A 15,635-nucleotide genomic window follows, 5' to 3' on the forward strand; every position below is an offset into this window, starting at 1 on the left:
GCACGGACGCACGACGCACCCCATGCCGACTACGCGTGCTATGTGGAAGTATTGCAGAGGTGCACATGGCAGCCGATCCATCCACGATGACTGACCCGAAGCGCATTCGGGTGCTAATGCAGAACGCTCTGGATCGAAACGAGGAAGGTCTCGCCCGCCTGTGCCTGCGTCGCATCTTCGAATTGGGTGGTGCGAACCATCCCGACCCCTTGGTAAGGCGGCTCTGGCAGGTCGTGACCGCATACGAGGAAACACTCAAAATCAAGCTGGGCCGCGCCCAACGCGAAACCCGGGTGCGCAAGAAGATCGAGACGAACGGGCCTCTCGTGGCGCTTGCTGATTGGGCGACAGCCAAGGACGTTACACCAGGTTTCCTCGCCGTGATGAACGCTGGCATGGCAGAGTTCACAGGCGAATATATCGTTCTGGAATATGCCGACAGTTTTGACGATAGCGTTGTGCAGGCTGCTCGGACACGTCTGGAGGGATTTGGCGTGAGCTTGCCCAAAAGCTGGCGGTCCAGACTAACTTAAGGCCGGGCAAGCTTTCACGGCACGCTTAAATAAGCACTTTAGTATCGAACGCCAAATCCATCTTTATGACCGCTGCTCCGGTCTCATCGCGCACGATGATTGATATGTAGTGTTGAGGTCCATCACCGGGAATATGATCGTTCGCCAACTCAGTAATTGTATTGGCAGCTTCCAGGCGGGCCATCGTTAGATCGACCAACTCCGTGCCCTCGTCGTCTGTGACGGTTTCCTGGCCTTCTCTAATATCGAAATAATAGCGGGGCATTGCGCTACAACTGCATGTCTCGAAGGTGGTTGCCGTCGCCTACGTACCAATTGCTGGCTTTTCCATGCATGATCATCCACGAGCTGCGTCGGCAGTTAGCAATCAGCCGTCACTTCAGGCTTTAGGCTCAGTACGCCACTGTCACCTTTGATCGCTTTTGACCTCCATGTTACGCGCACTAGAGCGGAGACGTTACGTCACCCGAGGGTGTGCCCTGAAGTGACGCGGCCAGTGTGGGCATGGCGAACGACCACAGTGGGTCGATTGCAGACTGACCGGACCGGGGTGGAAACCGGTCTGGCAGCTAATCAACAGAATGCGAGCGAAAGCAGACCAAAATCAGTCGTTCAACCGCACTCTCAGAATGGCGGCAATCTCGTGTCGCGGTCGGAGAGGACCGAGGTGGCCAGGTGCTCCAAACGAGCTCGGCGTCGGTTAAGTCACATGCAGTGCGAAAGTCGCCGAGGACAGTTTACTTAGCCCAGTCATGTGGTGTTCTCTGGCACATGCAACTCTTGGCAGAAGCTGCCTACCTCCAATTCTTGGATCACTTTGATGACGAACTTCCAACTGACCGTACTCGTGGAAGGTCCTACGGACCATGCGATGGTCATGACAGTGATCGACGCGTTGGGTTTGCGAGATAAAGCACAGATCGACATCATGTCCCTGGGCGGCAAGCGAAATATTGCGACTTATGTCCGTAGTTTGGTGAACGACCACGACCACAAATACGTTGCTCTTGTCGACGCCGATGAGGCCAGCGTTGCGGACTCGAGGGCGTTGGCACGTCAGCAATTGGGTGATCCCTCGATCGACGTATTTTGCGCGGTACCGACAATCGAAGCTTGGATTTTCGCTGACCCCGGTTTTGCAAAGAGTGCTGCTCGCAATGAACGTGCCAGCGATATGATCGATCGTGCACCCCTACCCGAGACGATTCCGTATCCGAAGCAGTTTGCAATGAACGTCTTTGGATCGACCAGAAACTATCCATTCGGCAGAAATTTCGATGTCGATGTAGCGGCGGCACGCTCGCCTTCTCTTAGGGCGTTCGTTGAGGGCATCACGAAGTTGGTCGGTTCTGACTTGGACTATGAATTTCCTGTCAGCAAACTTTCCGATACCCGTGACGTCGTCTCGACATTGTTGCGTGAACTACCTGAATCAAAAGTCGTCTGGAAGACCATGACAGGCACGCGTCTAAACGCAGGCGAGGTGGCCAAAGCTATTGCCGAGGGCACACCGCTCGGAAATCAATATGCAACGGAACTGTTGCGAGTTGCCCGCGATCTTATCGCGCGACAGGCAAACAAATGACCATTTTTTTCGTGCCTTCTAGCGACTCTCAAACCGCATCCAATCATGCGGTTGCCTTGCACATGGTGTCACAAGGCGATGTTCAGATATTTGCCGACCACGCAACTCGTGCGCGTCTCCACTCCGAGCTTCAGGGCAACCCGTCTGACAAGCAAATCTTTGCAATGGCTCATGGATCGTCGACCGCGTTGAAAGACACCAACAAGGAGGAAGCGCTAACGACAGCCGACGCAGTTTTTCTGCAGGGCTATAGGGTTTTCAGTTGGGCCTGCCTTACTGCCAACGAATTAGGCAAGGTGTTCGCTGCAAATGGCTCTGTCTGGTGGGGATATGATTGCCCAATAACCGCTCCTGATGAGCGCGATCCCTACCTGGTCGTTTTCCGTGATGCGCTGCTAAGCCTGAAAAACTTCTTTGCAACGGGTGTTGACCCCGCCTCGGCGTATGCTGTTTTGGAAAGGGCAAGAGCCGAGGGTCTGCTTGCGGAACAGCTACTACACGCGCTCGGTGCGAGTGATGACGTCGAAGCGATGGCCCTTTTTTCCTGCTGCAATCAAATGTGGGAGCATCTACGCGTATGGCTGCCAGGGCATTCCCAAATGATTGCCCACCCGGACGCTCCAAGCTCCTCCATATTCGGATAATGCCATCTGCGGTCGAAGACGAACCCATTTGCGTTTAATGGCCGTGGACCTCGTTGAAGAGGCAGGCTTCGAAACTGTAGAGACGGCCAGAGCCGACGAGGTAATGCGCCTCAGTCATAACTATCGCTGATTGATCCCTTGGCGCGGCTGCTTGACTCTACCTGCCCTTATTGCAAGATTTGAGCAGGGGGATTTCATGAGAAAATTTATTACTACATTTGCCAGCGGGCTAATGCTCGGCTCTTTTGCTTTGCCAACGTTGGCTCTGGCGGACATGGACTGCAAAGACTTTCGATCGCAAGAGGAAGCTCAGGCTTACTTCGATGCGCAAGGCCCTGGCGATCCCGACAGGTTAGATCGAGACAATGATGGAATTGCTTGTGAGACCTTGCCTTGAGGCTTTTGCCAGCTCGTCGATCCCGCGGAGCCCTACTCTCTCGTCGCCACCGGCGGCAGCTGGCAGGTCCGTTTTTTGCCATTGTTCTTCTTGTAGGTGGAATATCCGCGCTCATATCTGGGGCGCGCGAAGATAAGGGTGATGCCGCACGGGCGTTGGCGCAGCAGGGGGTTGCTGTTGAATCGACCGTCAAGGTCACCATGTGTGGTTCGGCCCGGTACACCTGCATAGTAGACGGCGACACCATTTGGTTCGAGGGGCAAAATCTGCGCCTTCAATCCTACGACACACCTGAGCCCTACACGGCGATCTGTGGGGGTTCGGCAGAGGTGGCATTAGCCAAGCAGGCGAGTGCACGCTTGCTTGATCTCCTGAACACTAACGCATTCACGGTGGAGACATTCGGCTTGGACGGAACTGGCAAACGGACCTTGGCAACTGTCAGAGTCGGCGGGCGCGATGTCGGCGATATCTTGATTAGCGAGCGACTGGCGCGGCATTGGCCGGATGGCGACGAGTGGTGGTGTAGTTGATCAAACCAATCGCGCCCATCTTGACGCTTAGCGAATACATCGTCGCTGGGATGCATGTGACAGTGGGCTGCATGGGTGGATGCGGCAACAGGCAGGCCGTGGATTTTCAAAAGCTGATGGATATCTATGGTCCTGACAGGGACGCGGTGGAGGCCCTTCGAGCGGGCGTACGGTGCTCACATTGTGGCGGGTTGCCCGGCACCATGTTCGTGACGCGCCCCTATGTTTAGCCAGTCCGATCAGTCTTCCAAGCCGCCGACCACCGATATTGCGCCGACATGGGCGAGCGATCCGACGACAAACGCCAAGATCGGCACCCACCATCGAGGATCGTGCGTTAGCAATGGCGTTACGCAGCCCGCGATCAGGAATGCAACAGCCGCTCCGTTGAGGAAGCCTGCGACGACTTTCCGTTTTTCATTTCGCCCATTTTTGCTCATAGCCATCTCCTTCTATTGCGAGCATAGGCCAGCATTGGCGGGCGAGGATTTGAGGGATATCTTCGTTGAGGGAGGTGGTCATGAAGGACTTCGTAGACCAGCTAAGCGCCGAGTTGTCTGAGCGCTATGTGCAATATCTCGACACTTTCCTAGTCGACTTTTGGAGCGAAGCGGGCTTCATCGAGTTCAGGTGCGGCTTCTCGCTTCGATCCGATCATTTGCTGCGACGTTTCAAAATCAAAGTGCCCGCTCTGGCTGGGGACACCGACGGCGAACGCCGGTTGATCGTGGTGATGATTTTCGAGGAAATCGAAGAGAAAATCGACCTCACCATCTCCGAGCGCAAATTGGACGCCAACTAGATGTGCACCCTCTACGGCATGACAAGCAATCGGCAGGCGCTGATTGATCTCAACCGTGAATTGTCGATCTTGGACAGCATCGGCAATCTTGAGCCGCAGCGCGGGATATTCCCCGATTATGCCGCCCCAATCATCCGCAACTGGGATGGCGGACGCCAACTTACAAAGGCGAGATGGGGCATGCCGACCGCATTCAACATCATCAAGGCTAATGCCCAGAGGCGCGCCGACAAACTGACTGCCAAGGGCAAGGAAGTCGACTTCGAGGCTTTGCTGAAATCGGAGCCCGATGCAGGTGTCACCAATCTGCGCAATTTGGACAGTCCTCACTGGCGACGGTGGACGGGCATCGAATCGCGTTGCCTGGTGCCGATGACCAGCTTCTCTGAGAACGAAGCGCTTGCTGATGGATCACACTCGCCGGTTTGGTTTTCCTTGGGCGAGGGCAGGCCATTAGCGTTCTTTGCCGGGGTTTGGACGACGTGGACGAGCGTTCGCAAGGTCAAGGAAGGCGTCAGCACCAACGATATTTTTGGGTTTCTGACCTGTGAGCCAAACGCAATTGTCGCTCCGGTTCATCCAAAAGCGATGCCCGTCATACTGACCACCGAGGAAGAGCGCAATGTGTGGCTGAGCGCACCGTGGTCCGAAGCCAAGGCATTGCAGCGCCCGTTGCCGAACGATGCGCTGATCATTGTCGCACGTGGTGATCGCACCGGCGACGGGCCGGGCGTGGAGCATTAGCTACGTCTCCAACGGGGTGGAAAGCCGACTGACCGCAATCCGGCTTCCAGCGCCCGCTTTGCGCCAAAAGCGGTCGATAGTGAGTGTCCGCACTGCGCCAAAACCGGCCCGTTGCTAGCGACGGCGATCAAGGAGGCTCCCCGGCTCGAGCTCAAAGATAGGGTCGATCAGGTCACTGCATCGAAAAACACGTTGAACTCGCCGTTTATCTCTTCAAAGTCGGCGGCTCGAAGGAGGCTTAGCTCTTCGGTCAATTCAATGAGGGAACCATCGCCGATATCAACACCGTGCATGGAGACCGTTCCGAGCACCACCTGCTCATTTGAAGTAGCCTTTTCGGCAATGAACTCTAACATTGACCGAGCGTTCTGATCATCCTGATCTTGTTGGATCGGGCTATCGATTACCATCGGCGCGATGAATGAGGTGGAGTATCGTCGTATCGTGTCTAACACGGCGAAATCATATGCCAGCAGCGCTCTCGGTTGATCGCTGCCCGTGTCCCTGACCTTGCAATCGATCTTCTCGACGGTGCTCAGTGGCACCGTCTTTACGTTGAGACGAGTCAAGTTCGCGCTCATCCGGGTGAAGTAATACTGCTCAATCTCCTGCCGCTTGCTTTTGTCGGAGATCGCTTTGAGCCGCTCGGCTATGGACGTCAGGGAATCGTTCAGGTCCGCGATGCTTTGGTTAAAGTCGCGAACTCGCTGCACGAGGATTTCTCCGGCTACTCGACGCCCCTCAGATTGCAGCACCTCACCCAATTGCACGTCACCCCGACGAACACTCAGAGCTTCGGCCACCTTCGTCAAATCGCGCTCGACGTCCGCGACCACCTTTCTCGCTGTGGCTATGTCGCGTCCTAGGCGCTCATATTCCTGGGTGGTGGTGAGGATGAAGTCACGACAAGATTCACGGTCGTCAATAATTGCAAACCGACTAAGAAACGAGTTCTCATGAACCGTTCCGCAAGTTGGGCATATGATCTGGTCCTCATCGACCTTCCCTACCCACTTATAATCCTTGTCCAGCTCTTCGAGAGCGCGCTTAGCAATGGCTATCTCGTGATCAAGAACCGTACGCCGTGCTATCAGCCCATCAAGGTCGGAGGCCGCCTGTCTGCGTTTGTCCCTCAAGGCGGCGAGTTCTGTTAGGAGCAGCCCAATTGCCTCTTCGAACTGACCTGTTTGGGTCTCCAGGCCGAGGGAGTCCGCAGTTTCGTTGACTTTGTCTACGGCGGATTGCAGTGCCTTCCGTTCGGCCTGAGCATCTTCAACCTGCAACTCCAGTTCACGTTGACGCGCTTTTAGACGGTAGAATTCGTTTGGCCGGATACCAGTATGATAATGCGTTACGTCAGTTCGGAAGTTTGGGAACTGGGCAAGCGAGCCAAACGAAGCGAAGGCATTCTGCCACCCAGCATCCTGGTCGACGTAGAACGGTAGGAAAGCATATGCTGGGGGAGGGATAGTCGCCACGTTCTCCCGATTGGTCAGCACCAGACCGAAATCCAGTAGCTCCGCAAGGAAGGGAGCCAGCTCCCTGGTTACGCTGTTCGCGCGCAATAGTAGGTCGCCCGTTGAGTTCAGCACAGCGAAAGAACGCCTGAACCGTACAATCGTGTACTCTTCACCATCAACTGAGAATGTCATCGCCGAAACAACGTTCGCGCTCTTCCAGCGTGGGTGAATCACGGCAGGCTCAGCGCCGAACGACCAGTAGATCGACTTAATCAGCGACGATTTTCCGGTGTCATTCTTTCCCGCTATCACCGTCAGTCGCGGATGGAACGCTACGCGCCTCGCCTTGCCCTCCAACCTCGACAGGAGCCTTAATTCCTTGAATCTCAAGCTTTTCATATTGCTTTCGCCGCATGTTGCGGATGAAGAAACGGAACTGATCGCTGTTCATTGCGAATAGAACTCATAGAGCACAACCGCTTTTATGTAGTCCGCGCTTGCGGTGATGGTTTGGGCCGGGCGCGATGCCCCGAGTTCAGCGACCGCGTTGGAAAGAATTGTCGCCATCGGGTCCGCGCTGCTTCCTAGGCTCGCAATCCACCGCCGAACAACCTCTCTGAACTCGAACGTGGGAAGGTCAAGAACTGCCATCTTTTGCTGCTCGTATCGGTCCCATTCTCGCTTAAGCGCGCTTTTTGCCGTTGGCGCGAACCCGGCGAGGTCGGTCACAACGTCGGACCACTTTGGTCTCGACCTGCTCTCTTTTACAAACCCCTCAATCCAAGACGTGAGATTGCTTCGTGTGACGAATTTGGCGCGAAGCAGCGAAGGCAAGTCAGGCACCTCCGACATCGTCTTTGATCGCCGTTTGCAGTAGTCGAGCAGCGTCAGGTAAAATGCCTTGTAATTGCATTCGTGCAGCTTGCCGTGCTCGATAATGAAGGAGACCACTTCCCCTAGAAGCGTGGACTCGTATGAACTTAGCGAAAAATGCGCCTGCTCAAATCGAAATAGCGAACCGTCCGCCTCGTCGAACAAGACGTTCTCGCTTTTCATGTCAGCGAGAAATTTCTTGTACTCTTTTTCGCCAGCGCCATTGAACGGGCCGACTGGAAAAGTGGCAGCCGCGTTGCTGACGAGCACCAAATCCTTCGTGCTGCTGCCGAATTTGACTTTGTTGTCGTACATCTTCCCGGCAATCGAAGCCGTCTTTTGACCCGCCTTCGTCCCACGTCGCGCGATGCGCGGCAGCGTCCAGGTAGATTTCCCATCGGTTTTAAGTTGGTAGAATGTTGCGGACGTTGGGGCGGTAGCACTGTCGAGTACGACGATGTCATCGTGAAATTCGAACGCGACAGCGTAGTCGTCGCCTGTCGAGTGCAGCGTTAGGATTCGGGACACACCCCAGCAGGCTTGGAAATCAAATCGCTCCGTGGCGATGCTTCCACCCTGCTCTCTCTGCGGCGTAGATATGAGATCGTCTAGCAGTGACATCATTGCTCCCTGCTCAAGATCTACCCGCGCCGGATGTTTTTGCAACAGCGCGGGGCTACATTCCACCGTCTAGAGATGGGTCGCCGATGCAGACTCACCGCCAAATTCATAGATCCCCCCTAACAACGCCAATGCCCACACCACAAGCTGACGCGCTCGCGCCAGTTGGCCCGCTTGTCCTGACTACTCAAACTTGATGAGGCGTGCCCAATGCTAGTTGAGCCTTTGCGCTCAAGGAGACAAACGAACACGGCGCGAATAGCGCGCTAGCAGCCATAACTAAAGTCGCACTTTGGCCAACGCCTTGCAATGTTCGCTTGGGCCAGAGGCGGTCATTGGCAGAGTGGGCTGTCTATGGCTGCAATTGGGTCGAAGCCAACCTACGCTTTTGCAAATTAAAAGTCGCGCGCCGCTTAGAGTGCCAGAACCATCTGATCTGGAGTTGCGCCCTCGCGTGCTGCGTCCACCAGCCCTGACAGAGTCACCCCGAGCAACCTAATCCCCTTCCGAGTTGGGAACAGGGTATTGAGTGCTGGTTCAATGCCCAAAGTGATCTCCTCTGCCGTCCGTGCCGCAACCGCTACTGACCGACTGCGGGTGATCTGCTCGAAATCTGCATACTTGACCTTGAGCGTTACCGTGCGTCCGGCAATGCCCTTACTGTCGCAATGGAGGCTGACTTTTTCGATGATCGGCACCAGCGCCACTCGCGCCTCGTACAGCGTTGACAGGTCGGTGGCAAAAGTATTTTCGGCTCCGACGGATTTCCTAATCCGGTCATTATGGACGGCTCGATGATCGACGCCACGCGCGACCCAGTAAAAGTACGATCCTGCCTTACCGAACTGCTGCTGCAAGAACCCGAGCGACTTGGTTTTCAGCTCAGCGCCATTGGTGATGTCGAGCCGCTGCATCCGCTCGGCGGTCGCCGGTCCAACGCCGTAGAACTTGCCAATTGGCAACGTGGCCACAAACGCCTCACCTTTGCCGGGCGGGATGACGAATTGACCATTTGGTTTGCGCTGGCTCGACGCCATTTTGGCCAGGAATTTATTGTAGCTGATCCCGGCCGAAGCGGTCAGGCCGGTGGCTTCGAATATTTTCCGCCTGATCCGCTGCGCAACCTCGGTGCCCAGCGCGATGCCCATCAGGTTGTCGGTCACATCAAGATAGGCTTCATCCAGAGACAGCGGTTCGATGAGCGGCGTATACTCTGCGAAGATCGTATGGATTTGGGCCGATACCGATTTATAGACGTCGAAGCGTGGTTTGACGAAAATCAGGTCCGGGCATTTGCGCTGAGCGGTGACCGACGGCATGGCCGAGCGCACACCGAACGCGCGCGCCTCGTAGCTGGCAGCCGCCACTACTCCGCGCTGGCGCGATCCGCCCACCGCCACCGGCTTGCCGCGTAGCTCGGGATTATCGCGTTGTTCAACGGAGGCGTAAAAGGCGTCCATGTCGACGTGCACGATTTTGCGCACTGTCGCGGACACGCCCACACCGTCGTCATCTGCCGTGTTGATCTCCGCCATCTGCCCTCGCATTGCTCGGTGCGGCTACCACTAGTGGCTATTGCTATTTGTACCGTGCGGCCCGGCGCATCATTGCGGCGATGCCCATCATTTCATCGATGATCCTGCGCTCATCGTCGGTACCCAGAACTTCGATTTCATAGATGCGGATTTCTTCCCAACCGGTGCGTATCCAAACGCCAAGCTCGTCCGACTCGTCTCCGCACATGATTTCAAGATAGGCGCAAACCATACTCTCGACGGTCAACGTCTTGGGGTCGATCCCATAAACGACGATATCATAGCCACCGCGGGTGGGTCCCTGATTCACTCTTGCCTTGACCGGTTCGAGGAGGGTCAAGGGATCAAATTTATAGTTCTGCATGTTCAACCATTGACTCTCGCTGCCGCAATGTTCCCTTTATGTTCTCTTGGCCGCTTGGGGTCAAGAGAGCCCGAATATGACTGCACCACCCTATGCCGAGATGGTTTGCGCCACTAATTTCACGTTCCTGCACGGCGCGTCCCATCCCTATGAACTGGTCGCCACTGCTGCGGCCATGGGGCTAAGTGGCCTAGGCATCTGTGACCACAATTCGCTTGCAGGCGTGGTGCGGGCCTATGCCGCCGCTCGCGATATCAAGGCAGACTTCCCTAACTTCAAGCTTGCTGTGGGCTCGCGGATCATCTTCGACGATGGCACTCCCGATATTGTAATTTATCCCACTGACCGCGATGCGTATGGGCGGCTCTGCGCTCTGCTAACGCTTGGTAAGCGCCGGTCTCCCAAAGGCGAATGCTCATTGCAGTTTGCCGATCTGCTGGGTCACGCCGAAGGCCAGCTCTGCATCGTTTTGCTCAACCGCACTAATGGGCGTGAGGGCTATCGCGTTTTGAAGGAGCTTGTTCGGGCATGTCCGGGGCGGGTCTGGCTGGGGGCAAACTTTCCGTTCGGGGGCGATGATCAAGAGCGGCTTGACCGTCTTCACAAGCTGGCGCAGATGGCGAGCGTACCGTTGCTGGCGATGAATGACGTCATCTACCATGTCGGTTACCGCTCAATGTTGCATGATGTTCTGACGTGCATTCGGCTGGGCGTGACGCTGGACAACCTCGGCCGCCGTAGAGATGTAGCACAGGTGCGACACCTTAAGTCCGGCGAGGAAATGGCGCTGCTCTTTGTTGAGTATCCCGAAGCCATAGACGAGACGGTTCGGTTCCTGTCCCGCATAGATTTCAGCCTCGACCAGCTGCGCTACAACTATCCTGAAGAGACCATTGGTAGCGGCGAGACCGCACAACAGACGCTTCAGCGACTGGCCTATGAAGGCGCGTCCTGGCGCTACCCCAATGGCGTTCCTGATAAGGTCAGTAAGGGACTGGTGCACGAGTTGGCCCTGATCGCCGAGATGAAGTACGCGCCGTATTTCCTCACCGTGCAGGACATCGTTCGCTTCGCCCGGCAAGAGCGCGGCATCCTCTGTCAGGGGCGTGGATCGGCTGCCAATTCGGCAGTGTGCTTCTGTCTCGGCATTACAGAGGTCGATCCCATGCTGGTAGACCTGTTGTTTGAGCGCTTTGTCTCAACCGAGCGGGACGAGCCGCCAGACATCGATGTCGACTTTGAACACGAGCGCCGCGAAGAGGTGATGCAATACATCTACCAAAAGTACGGACGCCATCGTGCCGGGCTCACGGCGAACGTCATCACCTATCGCACGAAGGGGGCTGTACGCGAGGTCGGCAAGGCGTTCGGGCTCTCAACCGACACCATCGACAAGCTCAGCGGCTTAAGCTGGGGCTGGTATGACAGCAGCTTTGACCCCGAGCGCATCCGTCAAGGGGGAATAGACCCGTACGACACGACCATCCTAATGGTTATGGCCTTTGCGACGGAATTGCAGGGCTTTCCGCGCCATCTGTCCCAACATTCCGGCGGCTTCGTCATCACCCGCGACCGGCTCGACCATCTCATTCCAGTTCATAACGCGGCCATGGAAGACCGAACGGTCATCGAGTGGAACAAGGATGATCTGGACGAACTTGGTATCCTCAAAGTGGACGTGCTGGCGCTCGGCATGCTCAGCGCCGTCCGTCGCAGCTTCAACCTGTTGCAGCAGCACTACGACCTGTCCCTGACGCTTGCTACGGTGCCGCAGGAAGACCCGCGCACTTACAAGATGACCCACCGCGCCGATACGGTTGGCGTGTTTCAGATTGAAAGCCGCGCCCAGATGTCGATGCTGCCAAGGCTGCGGCCCAGCGAGTTCTACGACCTCGTAATCGAAGTTGCCATCGTCCGGCCCGGCCCGATTCAGGGCGACATGGTGCATCCCTATTTGAAGCGGCGGCAGGGGTTGGAGCCAACCAGCTATCCGTCGCCTGAGTTGGAACACGTCCTCAAGAAAACCTATGGTGTTCCGCTGTTCCAGGAACAGGCAATGAAGATTGCCATTGTCGGCGCTGGGTTCACGCCCGGCGAGGCCGACAAATTGCGCCGGGCCATGGCGACCTTCAAGCGCACCGGGGGTGTCGGTGCGTTTCGCGACAAGTTCCTCAAGGGCATGGCCGAAAAGGCTTACACGCGGGAGTTTGCCGAGCGGTGCTTTCAGCAGATCGAGGGATTTGGCTCGTATGGCTTCCCCGAGAGTCATGCCGCCTCGTTCGCGCTGCTCGTGTATGTCTCGTGCTGGATCAAATGCCATTACCCGGATGTGTTCCTGACGGCGCTACTCAACAGCCAGCCCATGGGATTCTACGCCCCCGCGCAGCTCATTCGCGATGCCCAGGAGCACGGTGTCGATATCCGCCCGGTCGATATCAACTTCTCCGACCTTGAGGCGGTAATGGAGCACAGCAACATCGCTGGTGACACCATCGCGCCGCGCCATTCCGAGATGCGAGAAGACATCTGGGGCAACCGTGGCGTGCGGCTTGGCTTTAAGATCATCAAGGGTCTCAGCATCGACCATGCCAACATGATTGTGGCGCGGCGGCGCGGCGGCTACGACAGCGTACGGGACCTTTGGCTGCGCACCGGCCTGTCGTCAAAGGTGCTCGAAAGCTTGGCGATGGCCGATGCCTTTCAGTCCATCGGCATGAACCGGCGCGATGCGCTATGGGCCGTCATGGGCCTGGTCGGCAACTTCGGCGCAGATACGCTGCCGCTGTTTCGGGCAGCAGGCGAACAAAGCCTCCGGGATGAGCCCGACGCCAACCTGCCACCCATGCCGCCGGGCGAAGAGGTCATCCACGATTACCGTGCGCTGTCGCTGTCGCTGAAAGCCCACCCAATCAGCTTTATGCGCGAAGACCTACAGCGGCGCGGCATAGTGGTCGCCGACGATCTGCGCACATTGCCGCCGGGTCGCATGGTGACTGTCGCGGGCCTCGTGCTCGTTCGCCAGCGCCCCGGCACGGCGAGCGGCGTCATCTTCGCCAGCCTTGAGGACGAAACCGGCCTCGCCAATATCATTGTCTGGCCCAAGGTGTTCGAAGCTAGCCGCGCCGTGGTTCTAGGCGCTCGGGTCATGGCGGTGAAAGGCCAGCTTCAACGCGAAGGGTTGGTTGTCCACGTCATTGCCCGAGAGTTCATCGATCTAACGCCCCAGCTCGTCAGCATCGCCAACGGCCACGATATTGGCGAGGCGGTGGTTGCTCGCGCCGACGAAGGCAAAACCGGCCCCCATGGCAGCCGCACGCGAGAACGCGACCAGTATGCCGAGCTTCAAGCCCGCAAGGCAGCCATGGCCATGCCGGTTGGCCGAAACTTCCATTGACCGGCCATGATCTTACCCGCGTCAGCCACGACCCTTGATGACTTTCGCATCAGCGGGCGAACCATCACCGCGTTCTGCAGCCACTATTGGGTGTGCTCTCACGATGCGCAATTGCGGCTTGAGCTGCTGGCTCTGCATGTCGGCTGGCACTTCGATTTCTATGCCGGGCGCGATCTTCTCGCGGACCGGCTGTACTGCTCAATCTGCGGTTGGTATCGCCCAACGTTTTCGCTTGGGCACGCCAGCAAGCCGTCGGGGTTTGCCGGAACGCATAGCGCGGGTTTCAAACCATTGGGCATGGAAGAAGCTGCGGCGCTGCAACTATCACGGCAGCAAGCGGCCGAAGCTCAAATGCCTTGGGTCGGTGTCCGCAAAAGCGGTCGAAAATTTGGCCGCTGAAATTTCTAAGCGCTTTTCAGAAGTCGCTATACGGGTGTTGAACCCGTCCGCCGGTCAGTTAAAGGTCGGAGTATTCCCTGCGGTAGCGCGCTCAACAAAAACGGTTACACCGTGTCTGCTATCGACGCGCAACGTAACGACTTCGCCATTCGCCGTATGCCCCACCCACCCATCCGTTCCCGCTCCCAATCCGTCCGGCAACGGATAGTTATCAACGATGCTTTGTGCAAAATCGGACGGTGCCATCGTATCGGCATTAAAGAAAAGTGGGCTGAGCGCCAGTTCCGATGCAACATCGTTGATGAAAGAAACGGCGTAAGTCGGTTTGCCGTTTCCCAGATCGACGTTAAGCCGCAGGTTCATAAGGATTTGCAGGTTAAACGGCGTCAACTCCTCGTCCGCGCCTATACGACAAGTAGAATATTCCCCGGTAACGTTTTCAATCGGCACACTGCCGCCCTGAGCAATTTCTTCGGGTGAATAACACCGCATGCCGTTGGCGGCGAGCGCTGCTTCGACTTCGGCCCTGGACTGTCCCAGCGCCACACCTCTAAAGCTCGTCCCTGAAAAACTCGCGTCTACCGGCGCAAATGGTGGGGATGCCGATACGGTGACCACACTTGCAAGCATGACGGCCGTGCCGATCAGGCAAAAGGCAATTAGCGCATTCCATTGGGATTTCATCGGCCTGGTCCGTGTTCAATGATGACTAGCGTCAATCACTTTCAGTTTGAGGGTTTGATATTCCGCCTCGTCGATGGCCCCTGTGGCCTTCAACGCGGCTAGCCGCTCGATTTGATCGACGAGCGATACGTCGGCTACTGGCGGCGGCGCTATGGTGTGGACAACATCGGTTGACGCCGTAGGTGAGCGGCGCGGTGCTGGAGCGGCGTCGATCTTGCTCGAGGTGCTGTTAGCTTGTTCGACCGCGTCCGCGGGCGGCTGTTGGTAGTTACCGAAGAGTGGCCCTCTCCATCCAGTGCCATCGCCAGTTGAAGGCTGTGTCGTCCCACCCAGCAAAGAGGCGGTACGCTCCTTCTGCAATGCCTTTGGATGGCGTGCGCGCAGTTCACGATCGCCGAAGTAGGACATCACCGTCAACGCCACGGCGACGAAACCCCACACGCGCAGGTCGTGGAACTGCGACGTTGACCCGGCCTGTATCGCGAGAAAGGCCGCTAGGCCGAACAAGCCAATTGATGCCCGAGGCAAGCTGAAAGCAAAGGCCGCCCCGACAACAAGCAACAGGGCGGAAATTATCCCTGATGAACTGGCAGCGGACATCGCTTCGTTGCGGGTGAACGAAGCGGCGCTACCGACGATAAAGGATTGCACCGCAACGCCGATGCCGAGGCATAGCCCAAGAATTATGATCGCGACCCGCACTTGCAGCCTTTCCGGTTTATGCCGATCACCAATACAACAGGTGATCGCAATATGTCGAATATATCCGATGGTTTTCCGCGCGCGAAATTGCTCGCTTGCGCCCAATGGATGGCCGCAATCGCATTGCTTGGAATCTTCGAAGGCTGCGCTCCCTGCGGGGTGTGACGCAGGAGGATTTGGCTGTCGATGCGCAGGTCAACCGCACGTCCATCAGCGGCATAGAGAACCAAACCGTCAGCGCTAGCATCGACCTGCTCGAGCGATTGGCAGATGCGCTTGCCATTGATTTGGTTGAGCTGGTTCAGAAACCTGAGGTTGGTGAAGAATCTCCGCAAAACCTGAAGCCCGGCCGCAAACCGAAGTAG

17 protein-coding genes are annotated in these 15,635 nt (G+C 56.9%); 9 read left to right on the plus strand and 8 right to left on the minus strand.

Translation table 11 applies throughout. The annotated features are described in order from the left end of the window. Window positions 1-65: 65 nt before the first annotated feature. Window positions 66-533, plus strand: a complete 468-nt coding sequence (locus JWR51_RS06030; RefSeq protein WP_299745072.1) for a hypothetical protein — start codon at window positions 66-68, stop codon at window positions 531-533. A gap of 25 nt (window positions 534-558) precedes the next feature. On the opposite strand, the gene JWR51_RS06035 is transcribed toward JWR51_RS06030, so the two are convergent. Beyond that, complete coding sequence (locus JWR51_RS06035; RefSeq protein ID WP_299745074.1) at window positions 559-798, minus strand: hypothetical protein; 240 nt, start codon at window positions 796-798, stop codon at window positions 559-561. 555 nt (window positions 799-1,353) lie between these two features. Here JWR51_RS06035 and JWR51_RS06040 point away from each other — a divergent pair. The 3 genes from JWR51_RS06040 (at window position 1,354) to JWR51_RS06050 (ending at window position 3,159) form a co-directional block, all read left to right on the plus strand. Next, entirely contained in the window at window positions 1,354-2,118 is a 765-nt protein-coding gene (locus JWR51_RS06040) for a TOPRIM nucleotidyl transferase/hydrolase domain-containing protein (RefSeq protein ID WP_299745076.1), read from the plus strand. After that, window positions 2,115-2,762 (plus strand): hypothetical protein, encoded by a 648-nt coding sequence (locus JWR51_RS06045; protein ID WP_299745078.1) that lies wholly within the window; start codon window positions 2,115-2,117, stop codon window positions 2,760-2,762. Before JWR51_RS06040 ends, JWR51_RS06045 begins: the two co-directional genes overlap by 4 nt. 196 nt (window positions 2,763-2,958) lie before the next feature. Further along, complete coding sequence (locus JWR51_RS06050; RefSeq protein WP_299745081.1) at window positions 2,959-3,159, plus strand: excalibur calcium-binding domain-containing protein; 201 nt, start codon at window positions 2,959-2,961, stop codon at window positions 3,157-3,159. 772 nt (window positions 3,160-3,931) lie between these two features. On the opposite strand, the gene JWR51_RS06055 is transcribed toward JWR51_RS06050, so the two are convergent. Continuing rightward, entirely contained in the window at window positions 3,932-4,132 is a 201-nt protein-coding gene (locus JWR51_RS06055) for a hypothetical protein (RefSeq protein ID WP_299745083.1), read from the minus strand. Between the two features lie 80 nt (window positions 4,133-4,212). On the opposite strand from JWR51_RS06055, the gene JWR51_RS06060 reads away from it, so the two are divergent. Then, the gene (locus JWR51_RS06060; RefSeq protein WP_299745086.1) at window positions 4,213-4,494 is read left to right on the plus strand and encodes a hypothetical protein; all 282 of its coding nucleotides are present in this window, start codon (window positions 4,213-4,215) and stop codon (window positions 4,492-4,494) included. Further along, the gene (locus JWR51_RS06065; protein WP_299745089.1) at window positions 4,495-5,238 is read left to right on the plus strand and encodes an SOS response-associated peptidase family protein; all 744 of its coding nucleotides are present in this window, start codon (window positions 4,495-4,497) and stop codon (window positions 5,236-5,238) included. A 167-nt stretch (window positions 5,239-5,405) separates the two neighbouring features. Here JWR51_RS06065 and JWR51_RS06070 read toward each other — a convergent pair whose 3' ends face one another. The 4 genes from JWR51_RS06070 to JWR51_RS06085 form a co-directional block, all read right to left on the minus strand. Continuing rightward, entirely contained in the window at window positions 5,406-7,097 is a 1,692-nt protein-coding gene (locus tag JWR51_RS06070; protein ID WP_299745092.1) for a hypothetical protein, read from the minus strand. A gap of 48 nt (window positions 7,098-7,145) precedes the next feature. After that, window positions 7,146-8,192: a dsDNA nuclease domain-containing protein gene (locus tag JWR51_RS06075; protein ID WP_299745095.1), complete on the minus strand. Its 1,047-nt coding sequence runs from the start codon at window positions 8,190-8,192 to the stop codon at window positions 7,146-7,148. A 413-nt stretch (window positions 8,193-8,605) separates the two neighbouring features. Then, window positions 8,606-9,727, minus strand: coding sequence for a DNA polymerase IV (gene dinB / locus JWR51_RS06080; protein WP_299745097.1), 1,122 nt, complete (start codon window positions 9,725-9,727; stop codon window positions 8,606-8,608). 43 nt (window positions 9,728-9,770) lie between these two features. After that, entirely contained in the window at window positions 9,771-10,091 is a 321-nt protein-coding gene (locus JWR51_RS06085; RefSeq protein WP_299745099.1) for a hypothetical protein, read from the minus strand. Window positions 10,092-10,167: 76 nt separating this feature from the next. Between JWR51_RS06085 and JWR51_RS06090 the strand changes: the two genes are divergently transcribed. Then, window positions 10,168-13,485: an error-prone DNA polymerase gene (locus JWR51_RS06090; protein WP_299745102.1), complete on the plus strand. Its 3,318-nt coding sequence runs from the start codon at window positions 10,168-10,170 to the stop codon at window positions 13,483-13,485. A 6-nt stretch (window positions 13,486-13,491) separates the two neighbouring features. Further along, window positions 13,492-13,884, plus strand: coding sequence for a hypothetical protein (locus JWR51_RS06095; RefSeq protein WP_299745105.1), 393 nt, complete (start codon window positions 13,492-13,494; stop codon window positions 13,882-13,884). Between the two features lie 54 nt (window positions 13,885-13,938). On the opposite strand, the gene JWR51_RS06100 is transcribed toward JWR51_RS06095, so the two are convergent. Further along, window positions 13,939-14,568, minus strand: coding sequence for a hypothetical protein (locus tag JWR51_RS06100; RefSeq protein WP_299745108.1), 630 nt, complete (start codon window positions 14,566-14,568; stop codon window positions 13,939-13,941). A gap of 15 nt (window positions 14,569-14,583) precedes the next feature. After that, window positions 14,584-15,270 (minus strand): SHOCT domain-containing protein, encoded by a 687-nt coding sequence (locus tag JWR51_RS06105; RefSeq protein ID WP_299745111.1) that lies wholly within the window; start codon window positions 15,268-15,270, stop codon window positions 14,584-14,586. Window positions 15,271-15,374: 104 nt separating this feature from the next. Between JWR51_RS06105 and JWR51_RS06110 the strand changes: the two genes are divergently transcribed. Then, window positions 15,375-15,635 (plus strand): helix-turn-helix transcriptional regulator, encoded by a 261-nt coding sequence (locus JWR51_RS06110; protein ID WP_299745114.1) that lies wholly within the window; start codon window positions 15,375-15,377, stop codon window positions 15,633-15,635.

The organism is Devosia sp. (assembly GCF_028290625.1).
Lineage (GTDB): Bacteria > Pseudomonadota > Alphaproteobacteria > Rhizobiales > Devosiaceae > Devosia.